Source organism: Alphaproteobacteria bacterium LSUCC0719 (genome assembly GCA_040839025.1).
Taxonomy (GTDB): Bacteria; Pseudomonadota; Alphaproteobacteria; order Puniceispirillales; family Puniceispirillaceae; genus UBA8309.
In genome coordinates this window covers 23,478-47,220 of the sequence record JBFPJN010000003.1, presented here as the reverse complement: position 1 = coordinate 47,220, position 23,743 = coordinate 23,478, and the positions used below count along the sequence as shown (strand labels likewise).

The 23,743-nt window shown below is 62.2% G+C and carries 20 protein-coding genes and 1 other RNA gene; 2 read left to right on the top strand and 19 right to left on the bottom strand.

Annotated features, from left to right (window positions below; all coding sequences use genetic code 11):
• Window positions 1-93: 93 nt before the first annotated feature.
• The 18 genes from lpxC to AB3X55_07395 form a co-directional block, all read right to left on the bottom strand.
• Window positions 94-1,011, bottom strand: coding sequence for a UDP-3-O-acyl-N-acetylglucosamine deacetylase (gene lpxC / locus AB3X55_07480; protein ID MEX0503421.1), 918 nt, complete (start codon window positions 1,009-1,011; stop codon window positions 94-96).
• Window positions 1,012-1,335: 324 nt separating this feature from the next.
• Entirely contained in the window at window positions 1,336-3,357 is a 2,022-nt protein-coding gene (gene ftsZ, locus AB3X55_07475; protein MEX0503420.1) for a cell division protein FtsZ, read from the bottom strand.
• Between the two features lie 153 nt (window positions 3,358-3,510).
• Entirely contained in the window at window positions 3,511-4,806 is a 1,296-nt protein-coding gene (gene ftsA / locus AB3X55_07470; GenBank protein ID MEX0503419.1) for a cell division protein FtsA, read from the bottom strand.
• Window positions 4,807-4,819: 13 nt separating this feature from the next.
• Window positions 4,820-5,650, bottom strand: coding sequence for a cell division protein FtsQ/DivIB (locus AB3X55_07465; protein MEX0503418.1), 831 nt, complete (start codon window positions 5,648-5,650; stop codon window positions 4,820-4,822).
• Window positions 5,638-6,543, bottom strand: a complete 906-nt coding sequence (locus AB3X55_07460; protein ID MEX0503417.1) for a D-alanine--D-alanine ligase — start codon at window positions 6,541-6,543, stop codon at window positions 5,638-5,640. Before AB3X55_07460 ends, AB3X55_07465 begins: the two co-directional genes overlap by 13 nt.
• A complete protein-coding gene (gene murB, locus AB3X55_07455; protein ID MEX0503416.1) occupies window positions 6,540-7,487 on the bottom strand; it encodes a UDP-N-acetylmuramate dehydrogenase in 948 nt (315 codons plus the stop codon). The genes AB3X55_07460 and murB overlap by 4 nt, the downstream gene beginning before the upstream one ends.
• Window positions 7,484-8,905: a UDP-N-acetylmuramate--L-alanine ligase gene (gene murC, locus AB3X55_07450; GenBank protein ID MEX0503415.1), complete on the bottom strand. Its 1,422-nt coding sequence runs from the start codon at window positions 8,903-8,905 to the stop codon at window positions 7,484-7,486. The genes murB and murC overlap by 4 nt, the downstream gene beginning before the upstream one ends.
• Complete coding sequence (gene murG, locus AB3X55_07445) at window positions 8,902-10,008, bottom strand: undecaprenyldiphospho-muramoylpentapeptide beta-N-acetylglucosaminyltransferase (protein ID MEX0503414.1); 1,107 nt, start codon at window positions 10,006-10,008, stop codon at window positions 8,902-8,904. The genes murC and murG overlap by 4 nt, the downstream gene beginning before the upstream one ends.
• A complete protein-coding gene (locus tag AB3X55_07440; protein ID MEX0503413.1) occupies window positions 10,005-11,138 on the bottom strand; it encodes an FtsW/RodA/SpoVE family cell cycle protein in 1,134 nt (377 codons plus the stop codon). Before AB3X55_07440 ends, murG begins: the two co-directional genes overlap by 4 nt.
• Window positions 11,131-12,462 carry a UDP-N-acetylmuramoyl-L-alanine--D-glutamate ligase gene (gene murD, locus AB3X55_07435; protein MEX0503412.1) on the bottom strand — a complete coding sequence of 444 codons (1,332 nt, stop codon included), beginning with the start codon at window positions 12,460-12,462 and terminating at the stop codon, window positions 11,131-11,133. The genes AB3X55_07440 and murD overlap by 8 nt, the downstream gene beginning before the upstream one ends.
• Before the next feature lie 12 nt (window positions 12,463-12,474).
• Entirely contained in the window at window positions 12,475-13,563 is a 1,089-nt protein-coding gene (gene mraY, locus AB3X55_07430) for a phospho-N-acetylmuramoyl-pentapeptide-transferase (GenBank protein MEX0503411.1), read from the bottom strand.
• Complete coding sequence (gene murF, locus AB3X55_07425) at window positions 13,553-15,010, bottom strand: UDP-N-acetylmuramoyl-tripeptide--D-alanyl-D-alanine ligase (GenBank protein ID MEX0503410.1); 1,458 nt, start codon at window positions 15,008-15,010, stop codon at window positions 13,553-13,555. The genes mraY and murF overlap by 11 nt, the downstream gene beginning before the upstream one ends.
• The gene (locus AB3X55_07420) at window positions 15,007-16,536 is read right to left on the bottom strand and encodes a UDP-N-acetylmuramoyl-L-alanyl-D-glutamate--2,6-diaminopimelate ligase (GenBank protein MEX0503409.1); all 1,530 of its coding nucleotides are present in this window, start codon (window positions 16,534-16,536) and stop codon (window positions 15,007-15,009) included. Before AB3X55_07420 ends, murF begins: the two co-directional genes overlap by 4 nt.
• The gene (locus AB3X55_07415) at window positions 16,523-18,244 is read right to left on the bottom strand and encodes a peptidoglycan D,D-transpeptidase FtsI family protein (GenBank protein MEX0503408.1); all 1,722 of its coding nucleotides are present in this window, start codon (window positions 18,242-18,244) and stop codon (window positions 16,523-16,525) included. Before AB3X55_07415 ends, AB3X55_07420 begins: the two co-directional genes overlap by 14 nt.
• On the bottom strand, window positions 18,241-18,654 hold the full coding sequence (locus tag AB3X55_07410) for a hypothetical protein (GenBank protein MEX0503407.1): 414 nt from the start codon (window positions 18,652-18,654) through the stop codon (window positions 18,241-18,243). The genes AB3X55_07415 and AB3X55_07410 overlap by 4 nt, the downstream gene beginning before the upstream one ends.
• Window positions 18,645-19,637 carry a 16S rRNA (cytosine(1402)-N(4))-methyltransferase RsmH gene (gene rsmH / locus AB3X55_07405; protein ID MEX0503406.1) on the bottom strand — a complete coding sequence of 331 codons (993 nt, stop codon included), beginning with the start codon at window positions 19,635-19,637 and terminating at the stop codon, window positions 18,645-18,647. The genes AB3X55_07410 and rsmH overlap by 10 nt, the downstream gene beginning before the upstream one ends.
• Window positions 19,637-20,131 (bottom strand): division/cell wall cluster transcriptional repressor MraZ, encoded by a 495-nt coding sequence (locus AB3X55_07400; protein MEX0503405.1) that lies wholly within the window; start codon window positions 20,129-20,131, stop codon window positions 19,637-19,639. Before AB3X55_07400 ends, rsmH begins: the two co-directional genes overlap by 1 nt.
• 627 nt (window positions 20,132-20,758) lie before the next feature.
• The gene (locus tag AB3X55_07395) at window positions 20,759-22,213 is read right to left on the bottom strand and encodes a hypothetical protein (GenBank protein MEX0503404.1); all 1,455 of its coding nucleotides are present in this window, start codon (window positions 22,211-22,213) and stop codon (window positions 20,759-20,761) included.
• Window positions 22,214-22,668: 455 nt separating this feature from the next.
• Here AB3X55_07395 and AB3X55_07390 point away from each other — a divergent pair, with 455 nt between their 5' ends.
• Together AB3X55_07390 and AB3X55_07385 are read left to right on the top strand one after the other, a co-directional pair.
• Window positions 22,669-22,911 carry a type II toxin-antitoxin system RelE/ParE family toxin gene (locus tag AB3X55_07390; protein ID MEX0503403.1) on the top strand — a complete coding sequence of 81 codons (243 nt, stop codon included), beginning with the start codon at window positions 22,669-22,671 and terminating at the stop codon, window positions 22,909-22,911.
• A 23-nt stretch (window positions 22,912-22,934) separates the two neighbouring features.
• Window positions 22,935-23,240 carry a HigA family addiction module antitoxin gene (locus tag AB3X55_07385; GenBank protein ID MEX0503402.1) on the top strand — a complete coding sequence of 102 codons (306 nt, stop codon included), beginning with the start codon at window positions 22,935-22,937 and terminating at the stop codon, window positions 23,238-23,240.
• Window positions 23,241-23,318: 78 nt separating this feature from the next.
• Here the strand turns inward: AB3X55_07385 and rnpB are convergent.
• An RNA gene (gene rnpB / locus AB3X55_07380) (RNase P RNA component class A) lies at window positions 23,319-23,727 on the bottom strand.
• Window positions 23,728-23,743: the final 16 nt, after the last annotated feature.

Sequence of the window (23,743 nt, the reverse complement as noted above, 5' to 3'; positions counted from 1 at the left end):
TAGCCGCAAGTGAAGCAGGTGAAAAGACGCCAGATGCGTTGCCGGTGCGCCGGCATGCCGACAGGCGGGGAAGGGGTGAATGCCGTGTAACGGTCAGACCGCGGCGGCGGCGGCAACTTCGGGAAGCGCGTAACCGTCGGAATGCTCGACAGCGATGCCGTCCTCGATGATCTGGAAACAGGCTGGTGAATTCCACAGCGTGTTGATCAGCTTGGCACACATGGCATGACCGGGCCGCGATGCGGTCATCCGGCCACGCATCATCGAGCCGAGAAGGTACAGGTCGCCAAGGCAATCCAGAATCTTGTGGCGCACGAATTCACGTTCCATGCGAAGCCCGCCATCATTCAGAACGGTGCCGTTCTCAACGACCACGGCATTGTTCAGCGACCCGCCAAGGGCAAGGCCGGCATTCTGCATTGCCGCAACATCCCGCATCAGACAGAAGGTGCGGGCCGCGGCAAGCTCGCGCTCGAACGAGCCGACACCATGCCGATACACGAACCGCTGGCGTCCGATGGCTGAATCGTCGAAATCAATTTCCGCGTCGATCTCAAGATGGTCACAAGGCTCAAGCTTGGCCCAGCCGCCGCCATGTTCAACCGAAATCGGCGCGGTGACCACAAGCAGTCTGCGTCTGGTGCCAAGCTGGCGGAGGCCGACGCGATTGATGGCCTCGACAACCGGCAGGCTGCTGCCGTCAAGGATGGGTGCCTCGCCGCCGTCAATATCGACAATGGCGTTGTCAACGCCAAGTCCGGCAAAGGCGGCCATGATATGTTCAACCGTTTCAAGGCCAACGCCATCTTCATTGACAATGCGGGTGCAAAGCCGCGCCTGGCGTACCGTATCCGGGCGCGCCGCAATTGTCTGGCGGCTTTCGGTTACATCGACGCGGCGGAACATGATGCCGGTGTTGGCGGGGGCGGGGTGAATGGCGACACGAACGAAGCGGCCCGAATGCAGGCCTACGCCGTCAAAGGCAATGATATCTGCGACAGTGGTCTGCATTGGGGATTGGGTCTGCATTGGGAATTGCATGTGTTTGTCGCTATGCATATGCGGGTGACCCTGTCGACTTCCGGTTTGCCGGCAAATATCTGCATCGCTGAACGCATCGGTTTGCCGTAATTTTCGTGGTTTGACCACTGCTGCATTAAGAAGCGGTCCGGGTCCACAATCAAATCACATTTGGTTACAGGTTGTTACAAGCGGAGGTCTGTGTAATGGCGGAGGCTCCAGACCGTTGTATCGGCAGCTGTTACAGACCAAAAAAAAGGGGTCCGGCACAAGGCCGGACCCCGTTTTGATGATGTTGTTCGACCGACGTGACCGTCAGTTCGCCTGACGCCGCAGGAAGGCCGGGATCTCCAGATCGTCAGCCGGCTTGTCAAGCGTTGTGGTGCCAGCCGGCTCCGGCATGCGGTTCATCGCATCGGCACGGGGCAGATCAAGGATCGACGGGGTCGAATCCCTGTCCGCAACAGCAGATGCGGTGGCGGCCTTGACCGGCGCGATGTCGGTGGCAGCGGCCTCGACAGCCGGCTCACGTCGTGGTGATGCCGCCTCGTCCTGGGGCTTTTCGGTCCACAGCCGCGAGATCTTGTTGATCAGGCTCGTCTTGCCGCCGGCAGGTGTCGTGGCGGGCACGGTTTCATTCTCGGGCATCTCAGCCGGTGTTCCGGGAATGAAGGGCGTGCGGGGCGCCGTCAGCTCCGCCGGTGTATCGGCAACCATGACAGTGCCCGGCGCGGCGTCGGCCTGTGCCGCTGATGTGGCCGGTTCCGTCAGTTCCACAGCAGACGGTGCCGCCGGCATGCCGCTGCCAAAGCTGGTTGACCGTTCCCTGGCAATGGCCTCGTCGATCGAGATCTGCCTGTCATCAGCCCCGTCGGCGGAAGCCGATTCCGAGTCGGTCTTTGCCGTGGCCCGGCCAGAGGCAAGAAAGGCCAGCCGCGAACGAGAGGCCTTTGTTGGCACAAAGCCCGGCATGATGGCACCGTCCCCGCTGCCGTCGGCCTGATCAGCTTCGGCCAGAACGGTTTCAGTCTGATCTATTTCAGCCTGTTCTGTTTCAGCCTGAACGGTTTCGATCTGCCCGGCCTCTGCATCTTCGGCCTCGGCATGTTCAGCCTCTACATGTTTGGCTTCGATCTGGTCGGCTTCGGCCTGCTCAGCCGGCGCTGCCGGTTCGGTTGCCGCGGCGGATTCTGCTGTCGCATTGTCCGCAACGGGTGTCGGGCTGTCTTCGGACGCCACTGCCGTCACACTGCCGGTGGCAATGGCCGCCGCCGCAGGGGCGGTCGGCATGGCGGTTGGTGCCGAGATGATGGTGGACCGGCGGGTGATCGGGGCCTGCAGGAACGTCGGACGTTCGCGGGTCTGCAGATTGGCTTCGATCCCGGTGGCCACGATCGACACCCGCATCACACCTTCCAGCTTTTCGTCGAAGGTTGATCCGAAGATGATGACAGAGTCGACATCGACTTCACGACGGATCCTGTTGGCGGCCTCGTCGACCTCAAACAAGGTCATATCCATGCCGCCGGTGACATTGATCAGGACGGCGCTTGCCCCCTGCATCGAAATGTCGTCCAGAAGCGGGTTGTTGATGGCGGCCTCGGCGGCCTGCGTGGCCCGGCCTTCGCCGGATGCCTCGCCGGTGCCCATCATGGCTTTGCCCATCTCGCTCATCACCGCGCGGATGTCGGCAAAGTCGAGATTGATCTGGCCCGGCTTGATCATCAGGTCGGTGACGCCGGCCACGCCCTGATGAAGCACCGTATCGGCCATATGGAAGGCATCGGCAAAGGTGGTACGCTCATTGGCAAGCCGGAACAGGTTCTGGTTCGGGATCACGATCAGCGTATCGACAAAGCTCTGCATCTCGGCGATTCCGGCCTCGGCCTGTGCCATCCGGCGCTGACCTTCAAAGTCGAAGGGCTTTGTGACAACACCAACGGTCAGGATGCCGCGTTCACGGGCCGCCCTGGCGATGACCGGTGCCGCACCGGTGCCGGTACCACCACCCATGCCGGCGGTGATAAAGACCATGTTGCAGTCGGCAAGCTCGCTCATCACCGCTTCGATGCTTTCTTCGGCGGCGGCGCGTCCGACATCCGGCTTCGATCCGGCACCAAGCCCCTGCGTGATCGCGCTGCCAAGCTGGATTTTGCGGCTGGCAAGCGAATGGGCGAGGGCCTGTCCGTCGGTGTTCGTGACCAGGAAGTCAACACCGTCAAGGTCGGAGTTGATCATGTTGTTGACGGCATTGCCGCCAGCGCCGCCAACACCGACTACAGTGATGCGCGGACGCAGTTCCTGCATGGTTTGCGGAACGGAAAGATTGATTGTCATGAGACTCTCCCTTGTGCGGTTGGTAGTGATGGTGCTGCCGGCATGTGACTGTCACCCTGCGCGGCAGTGATTGGAGACGGGGACAAAATGGCCCCGTTGCTGGAATTTCCTGGTTCAGACATCAAACAAAGTCGCATGTGGCGTGCTCCTTTCTCATAGATTGTCCCTGAACCAGGCACCGAGCTTTTCGATCGGCCCGTGGGGCAGGGTTCTGGTTTGCCGTTCTGCCGGGTCATCCTCGGTCAGCCTGCTGACATGGAGGAGGGCACCGACGGCGGCGGCGTTCGACCGGCTGGTCTCTTCGACGGCCAGATTGCTGATCCCGTCCGGCTGGCCGAGAACGACGTTCCTGCCGACAAGCTGCGCACAGAAATCCGCAATGCCGGTCAACTGGCTTGTGCCGCCGGTAAGCACGAACCGGTTGCCGGCGGCATAATCCATCCGTGCGGCACGCATCCGGTCCATCAGCAACTCGATGATTTCCTCGATCCGTGGCTTGATGACGGCGCTGAGAAGCCGTCTTTCAATCGTCTTGCCGCCGGCCTCGATCACATCGCCAAGGCCGGGCAGGGTGATGTTGTCGGACATGCCAAGCTGCAATGCTTCGCGAACCGGTGACGGGGCCGAGGCCATGACATCGACCGGCGTGATCGAGCCGTGTACGGCCTTCAGCCGCTCGGCCTCGGCAAGCGGTGTTGACAGGATCCGTGCAATATCGGTCGAGACATGCTGCCCGCCGACAGGCACCGTATCGGCATAGATCAGCTTGCCGTCCATGAAGATGGCGATGGACGAGGTGCCGCCACCAATATCGATCACCGTGCTGCCAAGGTCGCGATCCTCGCCGGACAGACAGGCAAGTCCGGCCGCATAGCCGGCATGGATGAACCGTTCGGCGCTCAGATGGTTCAGCGCCAGCGCCTCGATGATATTTGTCAGGCTGGTGCGCAGCGCTGCCACATTCAGGAAATCGACGGCAAGCGTGCGTCCGCGCATCCCTGTCGGGTCGGCAATGCCGCGCACGTCGTCAAGGCTGTAATGAAGCGGATGAAGCTGCATCAGCTGCAATGACGGGTCCAGCTCCTGAGAGCCGCACCGGTCGAGAAGACGACGAACATCACGGCGGCTGACGGTGCTGTCGGACAGCGTCATGTCCTGGGTGCGGACCTGCGAACGCGGGCTGCCACCGGGCAGAACGACGGTGACCGAAGCAATGGACAGATCGGCTGCCCGTTCCGCGCTCTGCACCGCATGGCCGATGGCGTCGCCAAGTGCCGTCAGCGCGGTGACCTCGCCGGCGCGCATGCCCGCCGAGGCATGCGTTCCCTGTCCGAGAAGGCGAAGCTCGCCCTGGCGGGTCACCTCGCCGATCATGCAACAGATCTTGGCGCTGCCAATATCCAGAATGGCAAAGGGCCGTCCTATGCTGCGTCGACGCCGCAGTTTCATCGCCGCCTCCCTGTCATGTGTTTCTCCCCTGTCCGCGAACCGGGATATTCGGTTCGACAATCATCTGGTCGGGCACCCGCATGTCGATCACCGCCAGATCGCGGTTGGTGATCTGCTTGCTGTGGTCGATGATGGCCAGCTTCGACCAGGCGGTACGCGGGTCGGTTTCGGGAAGCCTGACCCTGATGCCGTTGCGAAGATGCACATCCCAGCGGCGTTCGGACTGAAAGGTAACGGCCCAGACATCGGCGAACAGTTCCGGTTCGGTCTTCAGGATGTTCAGGATCGGGCCGGCATTCGATGCCGCGCTCGACCCGGCCACCACGGTCAGATGGCCGAATGCAGACGGGTCTGCGCCCGCTATCACGGTGCCGGTTTCATCGATCACACGATGCCCCGCATCTGTCTGAAGAAGCGCCATTGGAATGCGTTCGGTCAGGATGATCCGGACTGTCGAGGGCATGCGTCGTTCGACGGCCACCTCGTCAATCCAGCCGATGGTGGACAGGCGTTCATGCAGGTCGGGAAGCGAGATTGTCAGCATCGGCTCGCCGCGCCTCAGCTCGCTGGCGGCAAGGATGACCGATTGCGGCGTGTGGGCGCGTCCCTTGACTTCGATTGTCTCCAGCCGCAGGCCTGCCTGTGCGCTGGCCTCGATGATGCCGTCTGTCAGCTGCGCGCGTTCGACATAGCCGACGGCAATCATGGCGCAGGCACCAATGGCCAGGCCGCCGCGAAGGATTGTCCGCAGATCGGGGCGGGTCCGGCGCCGCACAACACCTGCCTCGGCCGTGTCGCGCGGCGTTGTGTCAGCAGATTTGCGAAACGGAATCAATCGTCGCATTGCGCCGTCTCCAGAAGATGATTGACCAGTTCTTCTCCCGACATGCCGACAAACCGCGCCTGTTCGGGAACCAGCGAGGTTGCCGTCATTCCGGGCACGGTGTTGATTTCCAGCATGTAGAGCTGATTGCGACCCTCGTCCCAGCGGTAATCCGCCCGGATCACGCCACGGCAGCCAAGGTGACGATAGGCGCGCTCGGCCCAGTCACAGGCCAGCAGCGTTGTCTGCTTGGGAATGTCTGCCGGCAGGACATGTTCCGAGCCGCCAGCCGCGTATTTGGCGTCGAAATCATAAAAACCGAGATTGGGTTTGATTTCCGTCACGCAAAGGGCGGTGCCGTCGAGAACCGATACCGTCAGTTCACGCCCGGGGATAAAGGGCTCGGCAATCAATGTGGCGTCGACATCCCACTGGCTGCGGGCCGGCGGTGTTGTGCTGTTTTCGGCGACAATGACAACGCCAAGGCTTGACCCGTCATTGCGCGGCTTGATGACATGCGCGCCGGTATAGTCGGCCGGATAGACATGGCTGTCCTCGACAAGTGCCAGATCGGCCGGCACCGCGATCCCGACCTCGGCAAGCATGCGCTTGGCGCGGACCTTGTCCATCGCGATGGCCGACGCCATCAACCCGCTATGGGTGTAGGGAATGTTCATGATGTTGAGCAGACCCTGGATGTTGCCGTCCTCGCCAACCTGGCCGTGAAGCGCGTTGAAGGCGCGCGAAGGCTGCATTTCGGCAAGGGTGTGGGCGATGTTGCGGTCGACCTCGACCTCGACAGCGTCCCAGCCGGCATTGCGTGCGGCCTGACCGCAAAAGCTTGCCGATACCCGGCTCACCCGGGCCTCGGATGTCCATCCACCCATCAGGACAGCAACCCGTTCGCCGGTCATGGTTTGGCCCCCCCGTCGGTCTCGTCAGGGATGGTCTGTCCTTCGGCAAGCTGGCCGACCCGGCGGATTTCCCACCGCAGCGCCGGTCCGCCCCGACTGGCAACGCGCTGGCGTACGGTCTCGCCAAGACATTCGATGTCATGGGCCGATGCAGCGCCCTGATTGATCAGGAAATTGCAGTGTTTTTCGGATACCAGCGCCCCGCCGATTTCCAGACCCCGGCACCCTGCGGCGTCGATTTCCTGCCAGGCCTTGCCACCTGGCGGGTTGGCAAAGGTGCTGCCGCCGGTACGCACGCCGCGTGGCTGGGCATCGCCGCGGCTGGCGACGATTTCCTTCATCCGTGCCCGGATGGCGGTGCTGTCACTGGCCTCGGCCCTGAGATCGGCATGGGTGAAGATCCAGTCTGCCGGCGCGTCACTGTGCCGATACGCCATCCCCATCTCGTCCGGTGTCGCGCTGAAGGGCTGTCCCGTCCTGTCAAACCCGTAGGCGCGGAGGACGACATCGCGGAACTCGCCGCCATAGGCCCCGGCATTCATCCGCAATCCACCCCCGACGGTGCCCGGAATGCCAACCAGGAATTCCAGCCCGGCAAGCCCGGCCTTGGCGGCATAGCGGGCGACTTCGGCGTCGCGCGCGCCGGCACCGGCGGTGACCACATCACCATCATGCGTGATGGTGTTCATATGGGCAGGGGTGTGGATGACAACCCCGGAAATGCCGCCATCGCGGACCAGCAGATTTGACCCGGCCCCGATTGTCAGCACCGGAATGTCAGCCGGGCAGGCGGCCAGGAAGCTGGCAAGATCGTCATTGTCGGCCGGTGTGAAAATGATTTCGGCGGGGCCGCCGACACCAAACCAGGTGTGTCTGGCCATCGGTACGGCGCTGGCATAATCGCCGCGAATGGCGGGCAGACGGTCGACAAGGCGGGTCGTCATGTGTCCATCTCCCGCAGCCTGTCCATTTCGGTGGGGAGCTGGGCAGCCCAGCTGGTGATATCACCCGCCCCAAGACACATCACCAGATCGCCGCTTTGCGTGCGGTCAAGGATTTCCCGGGCCAGCATATCCGGTCCGGCCAGCGCCGCCGGGCCGCGATGGCCATGATCGCGAAGACCTGTGACAAGCGCATCGCGACCGATATCATCGATCGGTGTCTCGCCGGCGGCATAGACCTCGGCAACCAGCACTTCGTCAGCATCGTTGAAGCAGCCGCAGAAATCCTCGAACAGGTCGGCAAGGCGGCTGTAGCGATGCGGCTGTACGACAGCCACCAGCTTGTTGGTGCCACACAGCATCCGTCCGGCGCGAAGGGCGGCCCTGATTTCAACCGGATGGTGCCCGTAATCATCAATCACCGTCACGCCGCCGCTGACGCCTTTGGTTTCGAACCGCCGTCCGACACCGCCGAACATCTCCAGCGCGGCGGTAATCCGGTCCGGTGTCACCCCCATCTCCAGCGCCACCGCCAGCGCGGCAAGGCAATTCTGGACATTATGCTCGCCAAGCATCGGGAAGCGGACTTCCCGCATCATCTCATAGCCACCGGCCGTGCGGTCGGACAGGATCACATCGAACACCATCATCGGCCCGTCATGGCGCAGATTGACCGCCCGCACATCGGCATTGGCAGCCATGCCATAGGTGATGATCCGACGGTCCTTGATGCCGGCCATCAGCCGCTGTACCGCCGGATGGTCGATACACAGGGTGGCAAAGCCGTAGAAGGGGATCGAGGCAACAAAATTCAGGAAGGCCTGTTCCAGCGATTCATAACTGCCGTGATGATCAAGATGTTCGGGGTCGATATTGGTTACAACGGCAACGGTCGGGTTCAGCTTTGAAAAGGAGCCGTCGCTTTCATCGGCCTCGACAACCATCCACTGGCCATGACCAAGCTTGGCGTTACTTCCCCAGCCGGTGATGATACCGCCATTGATCACCGTCGGATCGATCCCGGCGCTGTCCAGCAGGGTCGCCACAAGCGAGGTCGTGGTCGTCTTGCCATGTGTTCCGGCAACCGCGACCGACCAGCGAAGCCGCATCAGCTCGCCAAGCATTTCGGCACGGTGGACAACAGGAAGGAACCGTTCGCGCGCGGCAATCAATTCCGGATTGTCGGGCCGGATCGCCGTCGAGATGACGACAATCGCGGCATCGTCCACATTTTCGGCCTTCTGCCCGCAGATGACCTTGATGCCCTTCTTGCGAAGCCGGCGGACATTGGCATTCTCGGCGCTGTCGCTTCCCTGGACGGAATAGCCCATCTCGAACAGGATTTCGGCAATGCCGCTCATGCCGATACCGCCGATACCGGTGAAATGCAGGGTGCCGATGGACAGGGGAAGTTCGCTCATCTTTCCCTCGCTGTCAGGTTGGCAAGCCCGGCCCGCATCAGCGCATGTTCGGCGATCAGCGTGGCGGCGTCGGGGGCGGCAAGGCTGCGTGCGGCCTCGCCCATCTGCCCGCGCCTGTCGGGGTCGGTCAGAATGGCGGCAATCTCAGCGCCGAGCCGGGTGGCATCCAGCGTCGCCTCGGCAAGGCAATATCCACCGCCAGCCAGCTCGAACTGCTGCGCATTGGCTGTCTGGTGGTCATCCATCGCGCCGGCGAAGGGCACCAGCAAGGCAGGACGTCCTGCCGCCGCAAGCTCGGCAACCGTCGAGGCACCGGCGCGGGCAATCACAAGGTCACTTGCGGCAAGACGTGTCGGCATGTCGTCGAAAAAGGCGGCGACCTCGGCGTCCATATTCATTGCGTCATAGCTGTGGCGCAGCTGGTCAATCTGTTCGGCGCGGCATTGCTGGACAATCTGAAGGCGCGCCCGCAGCGCCTCAGGCAGCGTGGCAAGGGCGGCCGGCACCAGATCGGCAAAGACAGCCGCGCCAAGCGAACCACCGATGATGGTCAATGACAGCGGTGCCTCGGCACGGGTCCGGCGCGGTGGGATCGCAAAGAAGGCGGATCGCACGGGCATGCCGGACACGAAGCTTGCAATGCGTGCCGGCAGGTTGCGCGTGCCTTCCCAGCTCAGCGCCAGATGACCGGTCCAGCGGGCCAACAGGTGATTGGCCCGTCCGAGGAAGGCGTTCTGCTCGTGGAGCAGGGATGGTACGCCAAGCAGTCTGGCGACAAGCAGGGGTGCAAAGGACGGATAACCGCCAAAGCCGATCATCGCTGCCGGCCGGCGCTTCAGCATTGTCAGCAGCGCCAGCGCAGCGCCGGCACCCAGTTTGGCCATTGCGGCGAGACGCCGGAATATGCCGCGCTGAAAGGGGGATGCGGCTGGCAGCACAAGGCGGCCATCGGCGGGAACAAGGCGGGCACCGCGACGATCGGTCATGACCAGTGTTTCGACCCCGGCACCGCGCAGCGCCTCGGCCACGGCAAGGGCCGGGAACACATGGCCACCGGTGCCGCCGGCGGCAAGCGCGATCAGCGGTTTGCGGTGCCCGGTCATGCCGACACCTCCTGGCGACGTCGGCCCGGCAGCGCATAGGGCGAGCGCCGCCGCGTCAGGGCCAGAATGAGTCCCATCGTCAGCCCGCTGGCGACAAGTGACGAGCCGCCATAGCTGATCAGCGGCAATGTCATGCCCTTGGTCGGGATCAGGTCGGCTGACGAAGCCATGTGGATTGCCGCCTGCACACCGAACTGCAGCACCAGACTGGCGCTGGCAAGCAGGCAGAACAGCCCTTCATCCGACATCGCTCTGGCAAATCCACGCAACACGATGAAGGCATAGAGCGCGACCAGTGTCAGACAGGCAAGGGCCCCGAATTCCTCGGCCGCGACGGCAAAGATAAAATCGGAATGGGCATCGGGAAGGTGCAGCTTTACCGTGCCGTCGCCCGGTCCGACGCCAAACAGGCCGCCATTGGCAAAGGAATGTTTGGCCTGTTCAACCTGCCACGCGCCACCTTCGATGAATTTCTCGATCCGCAGCTTGACGTGGTCCAGTGTCAGGTAGGCGATGAACAGACCCAGCGGTGCCAGCGCGACGATGCAGACCACCAGCAGCATCGGCATGCCGGCAAGAAACATCTGGAACCCCCAGGTCAGGACGATCATCAGCGTCATCCCGATGTCGGGCTGCAGCACCAGAATGCCGACAATCAGCGCCATCAGCAGCGATGAATAGATCCAGCCCGGAAAATCCTGGCCCTCGCGCCACAGGGTCAGCAGCCATGCCGATACGACGGCGAAGAGCGGCTTGGCGAATTCGGACGGTTGCAGGTTGAATCCGGCGATATTGATCCAGCGGGTGGCGCCCTTGATTTCACTTCCCGCAACCACGGCCAGCCCCATCAGCCCGATAATGCCGATCAGGCCGACCAGCGCCAGCGCCCGGATCGGACGCGGCTCGAGAAGCGATGTGGCGATCATCAGACAGACAGCCGGAATCAGGAAGATGCCCTGACGGATGCCGAAATGCTGTGACGGCAGATTGATCAGGTTTGCCACTGCCGGCCCGGCGGCCATGACCAGCAGCGTGCCGACGACCATCAGCAACAGCGCGCTGGCCAGAAGCCAGCGATCCACTGTCCACCACCAGACACCGACAAGCGAGCGATCCGTGCGATCAAGCATGCGCGCCTCCTGTGTCCGGCCCGGTGGCGGCAAGCTGTCTTGCGAGGGCGCAGAAGGCGTCCCCGCGGGCGGCAAAATTCGCAAACTGGTCAAAAGATGCAGCGGCAGGTGACAGCAGGATCGTTGTCAGGCCTGCGGCGGCGCTGGCATCGGCAAAGGCGGCGGTTGTCGCGGTTTCAAGATCGCCTGACAGCCTGATCGGCACCCGGTCGGCCAGTGTTGCGGCGAAATCCTTGGCGGCGCTGCCGATCAGATAGGCGCGTTCGACATTCGCGGTGGCGTCTGCGGCAGGGCCAAGCCCGCCCTCCTTTGCCTCGCCACCGGCAATCCAGTAGATGCTGTCATAGGCGGCAAGCGCACAGGCGGCGGCCACACCATTGGTCGCCTTTGAATCATTGATGAAAGCCACGCCCCGATGCTGGGCGACATGCTGCATGCGATGCGGCAGGCCGGCAAAATCCCTCAGCCCGGCGGCAATATCGGCCTCAGCGACGCCAAGATGGCGAAGACAGGCGACGACAGCAGCGGCGTTGACAGCGTTGTGCAGACCGGCAAGGGCGGGTGCCAGGTCGAATTCCGCCGGCAGATCCCGCGCGCCGACCGTCACCGCAGTGCCGCCACCGGCCGCAAAATCGGCGGCAAGCCGGGCAACCGGCCCCTCGGCCTCGCCGAATACCGCCAGCCCGTCCGGCGGCAAGGCGGACAGGATCCGTGCCTTGGCGGCGACATAGCCATCCATGCCGCCATGTCGGTCAAGGTGGTCCGGTGTAATGTTCAAGAGAATGGCCATATCGGCGCGAAGTGATGGGGTTGTCTCAAGCTGGTAGGATGACAATTCCAGCACGATCACCCCGTCCCCGCCCGGATCTGCAAGGGTGCAGGCGGCCTCGCCGATGTTGCCGCCAATACAGGCCTTGATGCCGGCAGTCTTCAGGCAGTGGCCAAGCAGCGCCGTTGTTGTCGATTTGCCGTTTGTGCCGGTGATCGCAACAAGACGTGCCTGCGGTGCGGCGCGCATCGCCAGTTCAATTTCGCTGATGATCTCGACGTCGCTGTCGCGGGCCCGTGCGGCGGCTGGATGCGGCGCTGGATGATGATGCGGAATGCCGGGGCTGATGACCATGGCATCAAGCCTGTCCCAGGGCCAGTTCTGCCAGTGTTCGACCTGTAATGTGGCCTGGCGGTCATCCGGTGCCTGGCGCGCATCGTCATGCAGCCAGCATGTGGCACCGGCCGCATCAAGCGCGCGCGCCGCCGCCATGCCGGACAGGCCGAGACCGAGGATCCCGACTGTTTTGCCTGACATGGAATGTGGAACGAGCATGATTGTTTGTTCCTAGCGAAGCTTCAGCGATGACAGGCCGGCAAGTGCCAGCACGACGGCGATGATCCAGAACCGGATGACGATGGTCGATTCAGCCCAGCCCTTGCGCTCGAAATGATGGTGCAGCGGTGCCATCAGGAAGATGCGCTTGCCGGTAAGCTTGAACGAGGCGACCTGCAGAATGACGGACAGCGTTTCGACAACGAACAGGCCGCCGGTGATCGCCAGCACCAGCTCGTGCCGGGTTGCCACCGACATCGCGCCAAGCGCGCCGCCAAGCGCCAGCGACCCTGTATCCCCCATGAACACGCGGGCCGGTGGTGCGTTGAACCACAGAAAGCCCAGCCCGGCACCCAGAAGAGCGCCGCACATCACCGCCAGATCGCCCGTACCGGGGACATAGTTGATCTGCAGATAGGTGGCGAAATTCACATTGCCGGCAAGATAGGCAATCAGCCCGAAACAGGCGGCAACAATCATCACCGGCACGATGGCCAGCCCATCCAGCCCGTCTGTCAGATTGACCGCGTTTGACGCGCCGACAATGACCATCATCGCAAAGGGCACATAGAAAAGTCCCAGCGAGATCAGCGTGTCCTTGAAAAAGGGCACCGCCACGCCATAGCGCAGCTGCGCCGGTGACATCTCGATCAGCACCAGTGTGGCGATAAAGGCGACGCCAAGCTGCAACACCAGTTTCATCCGTCCCGACATGCCATGATGCGAACGGCGACGCAGTTTCATCCAGTCATCGACCGATCCGACCGCCCCAAAGCTGAGCGCCACAAGCAGAACCGGCCACAGATAGGGATTCGACAGCGGCATCCACAGCAGGGTCGACAGGGCAAAAGCGCCAAGTATCAGCAATCCGCCCATGGTCGGTGTCCCGATCTTGGTCACAAGATGCGATTCCGGCCCGTCGGCGCGAATTGGCTGGCCGTCGACCTGGCTGGCCTTCAGCCAGCGGATCAGCGCCGGACCGAACATCAGGCTGATGATCAGGGCGGTGATTGTCGCACCGCCGGTCCGGAAGGTGATGTAGCGGAACAGGTTGAAGATCTGAAAGTCGTCGGACAGAGGCACCAGAAGGTCAGGCAGCATGGGATGCACCTCCGTTCGCGTCTGTGGTATCGGCAAGCTCCTGAAGAACCGCTGCAGCAACATGGCAGGCACCGGACCCGTTCGATCCCTTGATGAAGACATGGTCGCCATCGACAAGTGACGCCCGCAGCGCCTTCAGTGCCGCTGCAGGTGTATCAACGCCGTGATGGTCGATGCTGCCGGCAAGCTGTGATGCCATTGCGGCCATCATCGGCCCGATGGTGATCACAATCCGCGGCGCCAGTGCGGCAATGGCCGGGACGAGGGCGGCATGCGCGGCCTCGCTTGACTGGCCAAGCTCCAGCATGTCGGACAGCACCATGATGTGGGGCGGTGTGGTGCCGAAGGTGGCAAAAGCGGCCTCCATCGAGGCGGGGCCGGCATTGTAGCTGTCGTCGATCAGCGTCATGGAGGTGCCATTGAAAACGCCGCTGCTGACAGCGCCGCGACCTGGCAAGCCTCTGAAATCAATCAATGAACTTGAAGCATCCTTCACATCAAGGCCAAGCGCCGCCACGGCGGCCAGCATGGCAGTCGCGTTATGGGCCCAATGATCGCCGCGCAGTCCCATCCGGAAGCAAAGCGCGGTCCCCATAATGTCTGCCCGAACAATCATCCCGGCATCGGGCCCGCCTTCGTCCGTGGTGATGTCGAGAAGCTGGGCCTCCGCGCCCTGTGCGGTGCCAAACCCGATAATCCGGCTGGCACCGGCGGTGCTGGCGCGGGTGCCGAGAAAGGTGAAATAGGGATCATCGGCGTTCAGAATCGCGGTGCCGCCATCCGTCAGCCCGTCAAAGATTTCGGCCTTTGCGGCGGCGATATCGTCCAGCGAGTCAAAGAAACCGGCATGGCTGTTGGCGATGCGCGTGATGACCGCGATATCCGGCTGGGCGAGGGCGCTCAGCGTCGTGATCTCGCCGGGGGCGTTCATGCCGATTTCCTGGACTGCGGCGATGGGGGTTTCGGGAAGCGCCGCCAGGGTCAGCGGCACGCCGAGATGATTGTTGAAGCTGGCACGGTTGGCATGACAGCCACCAAGCTGGCGCAGCATATGGGCCAGCATTTCCTTGCTTCCGGTTTTGCCAACCGATCCGGTAATGGCGACCAGATGGCCGCCGGACATCCGGTGCGCCGCCCGCCCAAAGGCACCAAGCCGGGTCAGCGCGGCCTCGACATCGTCAACCATCAGCAGTGGGCATGAGATCTCGCCGGTCTCGCGCGACACCAGCGCGGCGGCGGCACCGTTTGCGGCGGCGGCGGCGACATAGTCATGGCCATCCGCCTGCTGGCCGGCCAGCGCGGCGAACAGGGTGCCCTGCGCGCATTGCCGACTGTCAATCTCGACAGCGGTGACGGTCAGCTCGCCGGGCGGGTTCAGCCATCTGCCGTCAACACGGCGGGCCAGCTCGTCGGCGGTGAGGTTCATTCCCGGGTTGGCGGCGCTCATCCGGCACCTCCATCGGCTGTCAGCCTGCGAATGGCGTTGCGGGCGACACTGGAATCGTTGAAGGGCAGGGTTTCATTGCCGACAAGCTGCACACTTTCATGGCCCTTGCCGGCGATCAGCAGCACATCGTCATTGGTCAGTTCGCGCATCGCCGTCGAGATGGCTTCGCCGCGGTCGGCGATCTCGATGGCGTTTGGGCAGGATTCGATGATGGCGGCGCGGATGGCGGCAGCATCCTCCGAGCGTGGATTGTCATCGGTGACATAGACAATGTCGGCATGTTTGCGGGCGGCGCTTCCCATCTGCGGGCGTTTGCCCGTATCGCGGTCGCCACCAGCACCAAAGACAACGGCAAGCCGGCCGCGCGTTTCCGGCCGCAATGCCTTCAGCGCCGATTCCAGCGCATCGGGTGTATGGGCATAATCGACAACCACCTTGGCGCCGGTCGGGTGACCCGACACAAGCTGCATCCGGCCCTCGGCACCGGTGACATAGGGAAGTGCCCACAGCGAGTCATGGATCGGCAGACCGCTGGCATGTGCCATGACCGCCGCGGTCACCGCGTTGACAGCCTGAAAGGTGCCGGCAAGCGCCATTGGAATGCGCAGAGTGTTGCCATCATGTTCGACCGTCACGTCGAGGCCGAAATCCATAGCGGCGACATTGCTGATCCGGAAATCGGCCTTTTTGGCGGCACCAACGGTCAGGATCACATGGTTTTGCGGGCTGCTGCCGCGCAGCATCTCGACCAGCCGCGCGCCATAGGGATCGTCGATATTGATCACCGCCGTGCCGCCGGGCATCAGAAGCTCGGTAAAGAGCCGTGCCTTGGCGGCGAAATAGGATTCCATATCCGGATGATGATCAAGATGATCGCGGCTCAGATTGGTAAAGCCGGCGACATGGATCTTCAACCCGTCAAGCCGATGCTGGGCCAGGCCATGACTGCTTGCCTCAAGCGCAAGATGCGTGATGCCGGCCGCGCAGACCGGTTGCAGCGCGGCATGCAGGCTGGCCGCATCGGGCGTCGTCAGCGACGGCAGGCCGAGCATGCGCCCCTGCATGGTGCGGGGATCCGGCCCCTGCAGCCCCAGCGTGCCGATCGACGCGGCGTCCCATGTTGCCCGGCGCCAGATCTGGCGAATGAACTCGACGGTGGATGTTTTCCCGTTGGTGCCGGTCACGGCGGCGATCATGCCGGGCTGGCGGGTCCAGAAACGGGTCGCGGCAAGTGCCAGTTCACGCCGCGGCGATGCACAGCCCAGAACAGGCACGCCGGTGGCGGCGATGGCTTCGAGCGCCGCATCAAGCGGCCGTTCGTCGGTCAGAATGGCTGCGGCCCCGGCCTCCACTGCCGCGCCGGCGAAGTCGCGCCCGTCGGCGTGACTTCCGGCAACGGCCACAAACAGAAATCCCTTGCCGGCCTCGCGGGAATCACTGCCAAGGCCGGTGATGTCGAGCGTCGCGATCTCTGCCGCACGCGGGTGCGCAGATGTCGGGCCGGGGATGAGATCAGAAAGCAGCAAGCGTTTTTTCCTCTTTTCCGATCTTGAAGTCGAGGCGCAGTTTCTGGCGAATTTCGGGCGCTTTTTCGTCAACAGGATGAATTCCGAGCAACGGTGCCGCATTTTCGATGATGTGGCGGGCGGCAGGCGCCGCCACCCATCCGCCGGTGGCGTAGCCGTAGGAATGTTTCTGTCCCTTTGGTTCGTCGACCATCACAACCAGCACATAGCGCGGGTCGTGGACCGGGAATGTCGCGGCAAAGCTGGCGATGTTGCGGTCCTTGTAATAGCCGCCTTCGGGGCGGATTTTTTCGGTGGTGCCGGTCTTGCCGCCGACCATATAGCCGCGTGCCTCGGCATAGTTGCCGGTGCCGTCGGGATGTTTGACCACAAGCCGCATCATCGAGCGTACCGAGCGCGTTGTCTCATCGGAGAACACCCGTTCGCGAACCGGCTGGTTGTCGGGCTGGCGGCGCAGCAAGGTCGGCGCGGTCCACAGCCCGCTGCCACTGGCGGTGGCCACGGCGGCGGCAAGATGCATGGGTGTCACCGAAATGCCGTGACCATAGGAAATCGTCGCAATTTCCGACTGCCGCCATGACCGGGGGATCAGCGGCGTGGCGACTTCGGGAATTTCCAGGGACAGCCGGTCGAACATGCCGAGGCGGCGCAGATAGGCCTGTTGGGTTTCGGCACCGATTTCGGCCGCCATCCGCGCCGAACCGATATTCGACGACAGGACCAGAATTTCGGGAACGGTCAGCGGCCAGTCATAGACATGAAAGTCGCTGATGCGATGTCCGCCGATGCGAAGCGGCTTGGCCACCTCATAGCGCCGGTTCACCGTCGTGGTTCCGGCCTGAAGCGCCATCGCGGTGTTCAGCACCTTGAAGGTCGAACCCATTTCATACAGGCCAAGTGTGGCCCTGTTGAATCTGGTATCGGCGTCGGTGCCGCCGAAATGGTTCGGGTTGAAATCGGGCAGCGAGACCAGCGCCAGCACTTCACCACTCTCGATATCGAGCATGATGCCGGCACCACCGATGGCCTCAAATATTTGAATTTGCTTGTTGATTTCGCGCGCCACGATGGCCTGGACGCCAGCGTCGATCGACAGGGTGATGTCCTTGCCGGCGGCAAGCTGGGCGTCCAGCGACTTTTCCACGCCGGCAAGGCCGTTATTGTCGGTGTCGACCTGGCCGAGGATGTGTGCCGCCAGCCTGCCGCTCGGATAGGCGCGAAGGGTGCTTTTGCGAAAATACACGCCCGGAATGCCGAGATTCAGGATTTCGGCATGCCGCGCCGGGGTCAGCTTGCGGTCCAGCTCGACATATCTTGTGTCCTTGGTCAGCAGCCTGACCAGCGCCGCCTCGTCATGGCGTGGCAACAGCGGGGCCAGCGCCCGCGCCGCCGCCGCCGGATCCATGATCTCGCCCGGATCGGCATGAAGCACGGTGATCGGCAGGTTGGTTGCCAGCAGCCGCCCCTTGCGGTCCAGAATCTGGCCGCGCTCGGCTTTCGGCGGTGGCACAATGCCGGCGGTGCGGGCGTTGGCCTCGTCGGTGGCAAGCAGCATCACCCGCGCGGCGATGGCCGCAAAGACGGCAAAGACAACGACTGCCGACATGACAAGCCGCACCTCGGCAATGCGGCGCGAACGTGCCGGATCGGGGCGGGACGGCAGGACAAGGGCGCGAAGCCGTGATGTGAGCGTGACCGGGCTGTTCATTGCGGCGTGATACTCCCTGTCTGAAGGCTGATACGGTCATCCGGAGTCGCGGCGATCCGTGTCAGGTCGCGCGGCGCCGGTTCGGGCGGCAGCAGCGTAATGACGCCGACATCGGCCACCGGATCATCAAAGCGCGGCAGGATCCGCATCGGGATGGCGTCGATCGGCAGCACCCGGTCCTCGGGGATGGGCTGCATCTCCAGAAGCCTGTTGGACAGTTCCAGAACCCGTTCCGGACGGGACAGATGCGCCCATTCGGCTTCCAGCACGGCGATTTCGCGTTCGGTCGATCTGATATCCCGTTCCAGCGCCAGCAGGTCGCTTTCGCGCTGGTCGATGCCGATTTTCACCTGATAGAGCGTGGTACCGAGGATGGCTGTCAGGATGCTGACAAGAAGGATCATGCGCATGCCGCGTCTCCCCCTATTGCGGTGTGGGGTTCGGCCAAGGCGGCGTCGGTCCGCCTGGCAACACGGAGCTTTGCCGAGCGGGCCCGGGCATTTGCCGCCGTTTCGCCAGCTTCGGGAAGGATCGGCTTGCGGGTCACCAGCTCGAAGGTCGGGGCAGGGCCGGTGACCGCGGGGCGATGACGCGACGGGTTGGCGCGGGCGCTGCTGCGCGCCCCGAGAAAGCGTTTCACGATCCTGTCTTCCAGCGAGTGAAACGACACCACGGCCAGAATGCCGCCTGGTTTCAGCATCGCCTCGGCGGCACTCAGCCCGTCCTCGATCTCGCCAAGTTCGCGGTTGATATAGATCCGCAGTGCCTGAAAGCTGCGCGTTGCCGGGTCAAGCTGACCGGGCCGCGGGGCCGGCATCACCGCATGGATGATCGCCGCCAGCTGGCCGGTGGTGGTGATCGGCGCTTCGGTGCGGGCACGGACAATGGCGCGGGCAATCCGCCGCGAGGCGCGCTCTTCGCCATAATCCCACAGGATCTGGGCCAGCGCCCGTTCATCGAGCCGCATCACGATATCGGCCGCGCTGTCGCCCGATTTCGACATCCGCATGTCCAGCGGCCCGTCCAGCCGGAAGGAAAATCCACGCTCGGCCTGATCAAGCTGGGTTGAACAGACACCAAGGTCGAAGGCGATGCCGTCAAGGCCTGTTTCCGGCCCGGCAAGGTCGCGCATGGCGGAAAAGCATCCTTCGCGAAGCTGCAGCCTGTCGCCATATCTGTCGGCCAGCGCCGCGCCGCGGGCAATGGCGTCGGGGTCGCGGTCGATTGCGATAACGGTGCTTGCCGCAGCTTCGAGGATCGCTTCGCTATAGCCGCCATTGCCGAAGGTGGCATCAAGATAGAGCCCGCCATCACGGGGGGTCAGGGCGGTCACGACTTCGCGCAGCAGCACCGGCGTATGGAGTGCCTGATGCTCTGGGCGCGCGGCGGCCATCAGCGCCTCCCCTGGGGATCGCTGGCCGGGTCGTCCGGCGGACGCCGGCCACCGCCAAGCCGCAGGCTGGGCAGGCCGGCCGTCTTGGCGCGGGTGCGGGCCTCTGTCTCGCGCGCCCGATAGCGCGCCGGAAGCCAGATCTGAAAGGACCGGCCGATGCCGGCATACAGCGCCATGTCGTCAAGTTCGGCAAAACTGATGAAATCCGCCGAGAGCATGATCCGGCCCTCGCCATCGAGTTTCATTTCCTGGGCGCTGGACAGCATTGTCTGCAGCGTCGCCACCTCTTCGGACAGGCTGTCCATACTGTCGATGGCGTCGACGATCTGGCCAATCCGCTCGGGCCCGCATCCCTCCAGACAGGGTTCGGTCAGCGATTTGAACAGATATAGCGGGTCGCGCCGACGTTCCAGCACCGCGCGGAAGGGCGCCGGCACAGACAGCCGTCCCTTGCGGTCAATGCGGTTCTCGAATGTGGACAGGAACAGATCCACGCGACATCCCCGTAATCCTGGCGAGGCTCTGGCGGGACTTCCGGTGCCCGGCGCGGCGATACGCCGGTCTGGCATTTCCCTGTCACAGGCCCGCTGACCGGGCCCGGCAAGGGCGGAAGGGTGCCGGCTGTCGATCCCCCATGGATGGCAGCCATCCCACATTGCCTCAATATGGGATTATTTGGGATATCATGGGAAATATTGGCCGTCAATGGGTTCAAGCTGTTTTTTCATGGGAAAAAGCCAATGTTCTCAATTAGTTAAGTATGAATTTCAACTATGGTTCGTAACAGACTGAAAAAAGGGCAGATTCCCAATACTGTTCATTTTTTGTTCTTATTTTGGGGTAAATTTGGGGTAAATTTGGGGTGTTGGGGGCCGGAATCGGCCCCGGAACGACATCGCGAATCGGGCAACAGTGATTTTGGGGGATGTTGGGGGGTGTTCGGGAGGCAAAACGCGGGTGATCTCAAGCGCGCGGCGTGTCACCGCCACCAGATTGGGGTGGGCCTGTTGCAGATTGTCCAGCGAGCGCTGCGAGAATGTGAAGCCTGATGCCATGCGGCCAAGATGCCACCGTCAGGCAGGGGCGTGGTGATGCAACATTTCGGCAGTGGTGCCTTCTGGTCAGGAATCAGGCTTGCCAAAAAGCTCTTCATATAGTGGTCCGAAATTATGGGGAATTGCCTCTGGACCATAGATGTTTGCTATGGCTGTCCAGAAGGCTTGAATGTCTAAATCAAATTTATCCTTCCATAGATTGGGTTGAGTCTCCCAACGCTGCTTCAGATGACTGACGAGTTCCGCAAGTCGGTGTGGTATGCCTGACGCATGTGTGATCTGATTGTTGTTTAATACCGCATTGAAAATTCTTGATACATCGTTTGGTCTCAAGTCACTTCTTATCGGCCAGACGCACCTGTGCAAATTTGCTTCGGCATTTCGATATGATCCAGACGCTGCAAATAGACTGATCATTTTGTCAATCATCGGAAATGAAACGGGACGCAGAATCAGCGGACACCCTTCATTGAAATCATCAAAGGCTATATATTTCAATTTGTTAAATATTGGCGCGAGATCAGGAATGTCGATGCAGCCAAGTGCGGGAAGTACGAATTTATGTAGGTTGGTTCCTCTTTGTTCAATCATCAGATTGGAAAGCTTACCCAAGATCGTTTGTTCCGTAATTTGGGCGATTTGCGCCCTCATCGGCTCCTTTAACCGAGACCATAAGGCTGGCTCCCATGACAGAAGCAACAGCGTCATCAATTTTTGGCTGTCGTCAGTCGTTTTATCAAGATGATCGAAGTACGTGGCGACGACTTCATCAAAAAGTGGACTGTCTACTTTTAACACCGCACTCAAACATGCCAGAAACCCTCTACGACGATCAAATGGTGATCCTGCTTCGTAGTTTTGGTGATCGCTGATTTGGAATGGGTCTTCTGTCAGTAGCAAACCACGCCGGGCACCATGGGCGATGGCACTGCGAAGGGTCTTTGTTCCACTTTCTACATATCGCTGCGTAACCAATTGCGTTGCGGCAGGTTGCCATTTGGGAAGCCGCGTTTCATCAAGATCATGCCAGAGGCGAACAAGAGCTTCCTTACCTTGTGACGGTGGGCGGATTAGCAATCGGTCCAGCGCGTGCGCGATATGCGCCCGAACGGCCTCCGGTATAGGCACGAAGTGCCCTTCATCGCCAGCCAAGGTTGGATGGGCGCATGAATTTCTGTCCTCCCGTAGCCTGTTAAACTGTGTTTGGTCGCGGTGGTTGAACATGAGGAATTCATTGGTCGCTCGATCTATGATTTCCCGCTCGACCCTCAGCATCTTACCGGGATTTTGGGCGTTGCGTTCAATTTCCCCCACATATTGCTCGGCAACGTTGTTTCCCTGTTCGCTAAGCTCCCTAATTTTTGAAATCAGATCGCCAAATACAGCGGACCAACACATCACCACGGCAGACCGCATGGCGCCCGCGCGGTAAGCCGCAATGGCCTCGTCAATAAGCGCTCTCGAGTGAGGATTTTTGACCTGCTCGGCCAAGCTGTCGAGGTCCGAAAGCTGTGTCGGCATCACATGCTCCCAATTCCATGGAAGAAGGCAAAGGTCACAGCACTTCGATTAACGGGAAGAGTTTGATGCAATGCACGAGGATGGTCAATCACCATCATTCACAAAGCCTCACTCAGCCTTAAGCGATAATTAACCGCAGGGTTCTATCCTCTCATTGGGCTTTCTGATGATGGGAGGATCAGATGAAGGTGTTCATCAGTTGGGCGGTGATCGTAGTAGGCAAATGGCGAAGGCGCTGCGTGAAAGGCTGCCAGATGGCCTGTAAGCCGGGTTCTGTAGCGGTTTCCCGGTGATGGCCATTCATCTGGCGGTGCCGTTGCCGGCCCATCGCCGAACACAACCCCCTCCGTCCATATGTTCCGTCCATATGTAAGGTGTCGCTTGACATATGTAAGGCATTGCCTTACATATTGGCCTGTGATTGAAAGCATTCGCCACAAGGCGCTCAGGGCCTATTGGACACGTGGCAGGGCGGGTGGGCTGAATGCCGACTGGCTGAACCGGTTGACGCTGATCCCCTCGCCCGTCTCGATGCCGCCATCCGCCCCGAGGACATGAACGAGCCGGGCCTGCGCTTCCACGCGCTGGGTGGTGAGATGAAGGGCCGCTATTCGGTGCGGGTGACGGGCAACTGGCGCGTCACATTCGCATGGGACGGCGAGAACGCCGTCGATGTCGATCTTGAGGATTACCACTGACGCCATTTCCAGGGAGGGAAACAATGGCCAAGAAACACCCGTCGATTCCGCCGACCCACCCCGGTGCCTATCTTCGCGAGATCGTGCTGCCGGACATGGATATGACCAAGGCCGGCATGGCCCGCGCCCTCGGCATTTCGCGGCAGACGCTCTATGACATCCTGAACGAGAAGCAGCCCGTCACCGTCGATATGGCGCTGCGGCTCGGGCGGTTTTTCGGCACTTCGCCGGAATCATGGCTGAACATGCAGAACAGGTACGATTTCGAGAAGGCCCGGCAGCGGATCGATCTTCAGGCGATCCCCGTCTATGAACCGGCGGCCGGGTGAACCGCCGCCGCTCGTCCCCGGGCTGATGCGCGGCCTTCGGCGGTGCATGACGGGACATCGCCGGATGTCGGAAAAACCACTGCCAGATGGCCTGTAAGCCGGGTTCTGTACCGGTTTCCCGGTGATGGCCATTCATCTAGCGGTGCCGTTGCCGGCCCCGTCAAGCAACCTACCCGGACATCGGCGCGGAACCGCGCCTGCCGTGCCCCGGCATGACGCCGGCGCATGGCCCGTGTCCCTACATGGTCTTGCTCCGGATGGGGTTTACCCTGCCCGGCCCGTTGCCGGCCCGGCGGTGCGCTCTTACCGCACCTTTTCACCCTTACCGGCACGAACCGCGCAAGGCGGGGCCGGCGGTATGGTTTCTGTGGCACTTTCCCTGGGGTCGCCCCCGCCGGGCGTTACCCGGCATCCTGGTCCCGTGGAGCCCGGACTTTCCTCTCCCCGTCCCGCAAGGGGCGCGGGCAGCGGCCATCCGGCCATCTGACAGCGCGCGCAGTGTA

Excerpts from the sequence above, each read along its gene's own strand:
- murC (MEX0503415.1), bottom strand. The coding sequence starts at position 8,905 with ATGAGCGAACTTCCCCTGTCCATCGGCACCCTGCATTTCACCGGTATC.
- rsmH (MEX0503406.1), bottom strand. The coding sequence starts at position 19,637 with ATGGCCGCCGCGCGCCCAGAGCATCAGGCACTCCATACGCCGGTGCTG.
- AB3X55_07440 (MEX0503413.1), bottom strand. The coding sequence starts at position 11,138 with ATGCTTGATCGCACGGATCGCTCGCTTGTCGGTGTCTGGTGGTGGACA.
- AB3X55_07465 (MEX0503418.1), bottom strand. The coding sequence starts at position 5,650 with ATGCGACGATTGATTCCGTTTCGCAAATCTGCTGACACAACGCCGCGC.
- murG (MEX0503414.1), bottom strand. The coding sequence starts at position 10,008 with ATGACCGGGCACCGCAAACCGCTGATCGCGCTTGCCGCCGGCGGCACC.
- lpxC (MEX0503421.1), bottom strand. The coding sequence starts at position 1,011 with ATGCAGACCACTGTCGCAGATATCATTGCCTTTGACGGCGTAGGCCTG.
- AB3X55_07395 (MEX0503404.1), bottom strand. The coding sequence starts at position 22,213 with ATGCCGACACAGCTTTCGGACCTCGACAGCTTGGCCGAGCAGGTCAAA.
- murF (MEX0503410.1), bottom strand. The coding sequence starts at position 15,010 with ATGAGCGCCGCCAACCCGGGAATGAACCTCACCGCCGACGAGCTGGCC.
- AB3X55_07410 (MEX0503407.1), bottom strand. The coding sequence starts at position 18,654 with ATGCGCATGATCCTTCTTGTCAGCATCCTGACAGCCATCCTCGGTACC.
- AB3X55_07415 (MEX0503408.1), bottom strand. The coding sequence starts at position 18,244 with ATGAACAGCCCGGTCACGCTCACATCACGGCTTCGCGCCCTTGTCCTG.
- murD (MEX0503412.1), bottom strand. The coding sequence starts at position 12,462 with ATGCTCGTTCCACATTCCATGTCAGGCAAAACAGTCGGGATCCTCGGT.
- ftsZ (MEX0503420.1), bottom strand. The coding sequence starts at position 3,357 with ATGACAATCAATCTTTCCGTTCCGCAAACCATGCAGGAACTGCGTCCG.
- ftsA (MEX0503419.1), bottom strand. The coding sequence starts at position 4,806 with ATGAAACTGCGGCGTCGACGCAGCATAGGACGGCCCTTTGCCATTCTG.
- AB3X55_07385 (MEX0503402.1), top strand. The coding sequence starts at position 22,935 with ATGGCCAAGAAACACCCGTCGATTCCGCCGACCCACCCCGGTGCCTAT.
- AB3X55_07460 (MEX0503417.1), bottom strand. The coding sequence starts at position 6,543 with ATGACCGGCGAACGGGTTGCTGTCCTGATGGGTGGATGGACATCCGAG.
- mraY (MEX0503411.1), bottom strand. The coding sequence starts at position 13,563 with ATGCTGCCTGACCTTCTGGTGCCTCTGTCCGACGACTTTCAGATCTTC.
- murB (MEX0503416.1), bottom strand. The coding sequence starts at position 7,487 with ATGACGACCCGCCTTGTCGACCGTCTGCCCGCCATTCGCGGCGATTAT.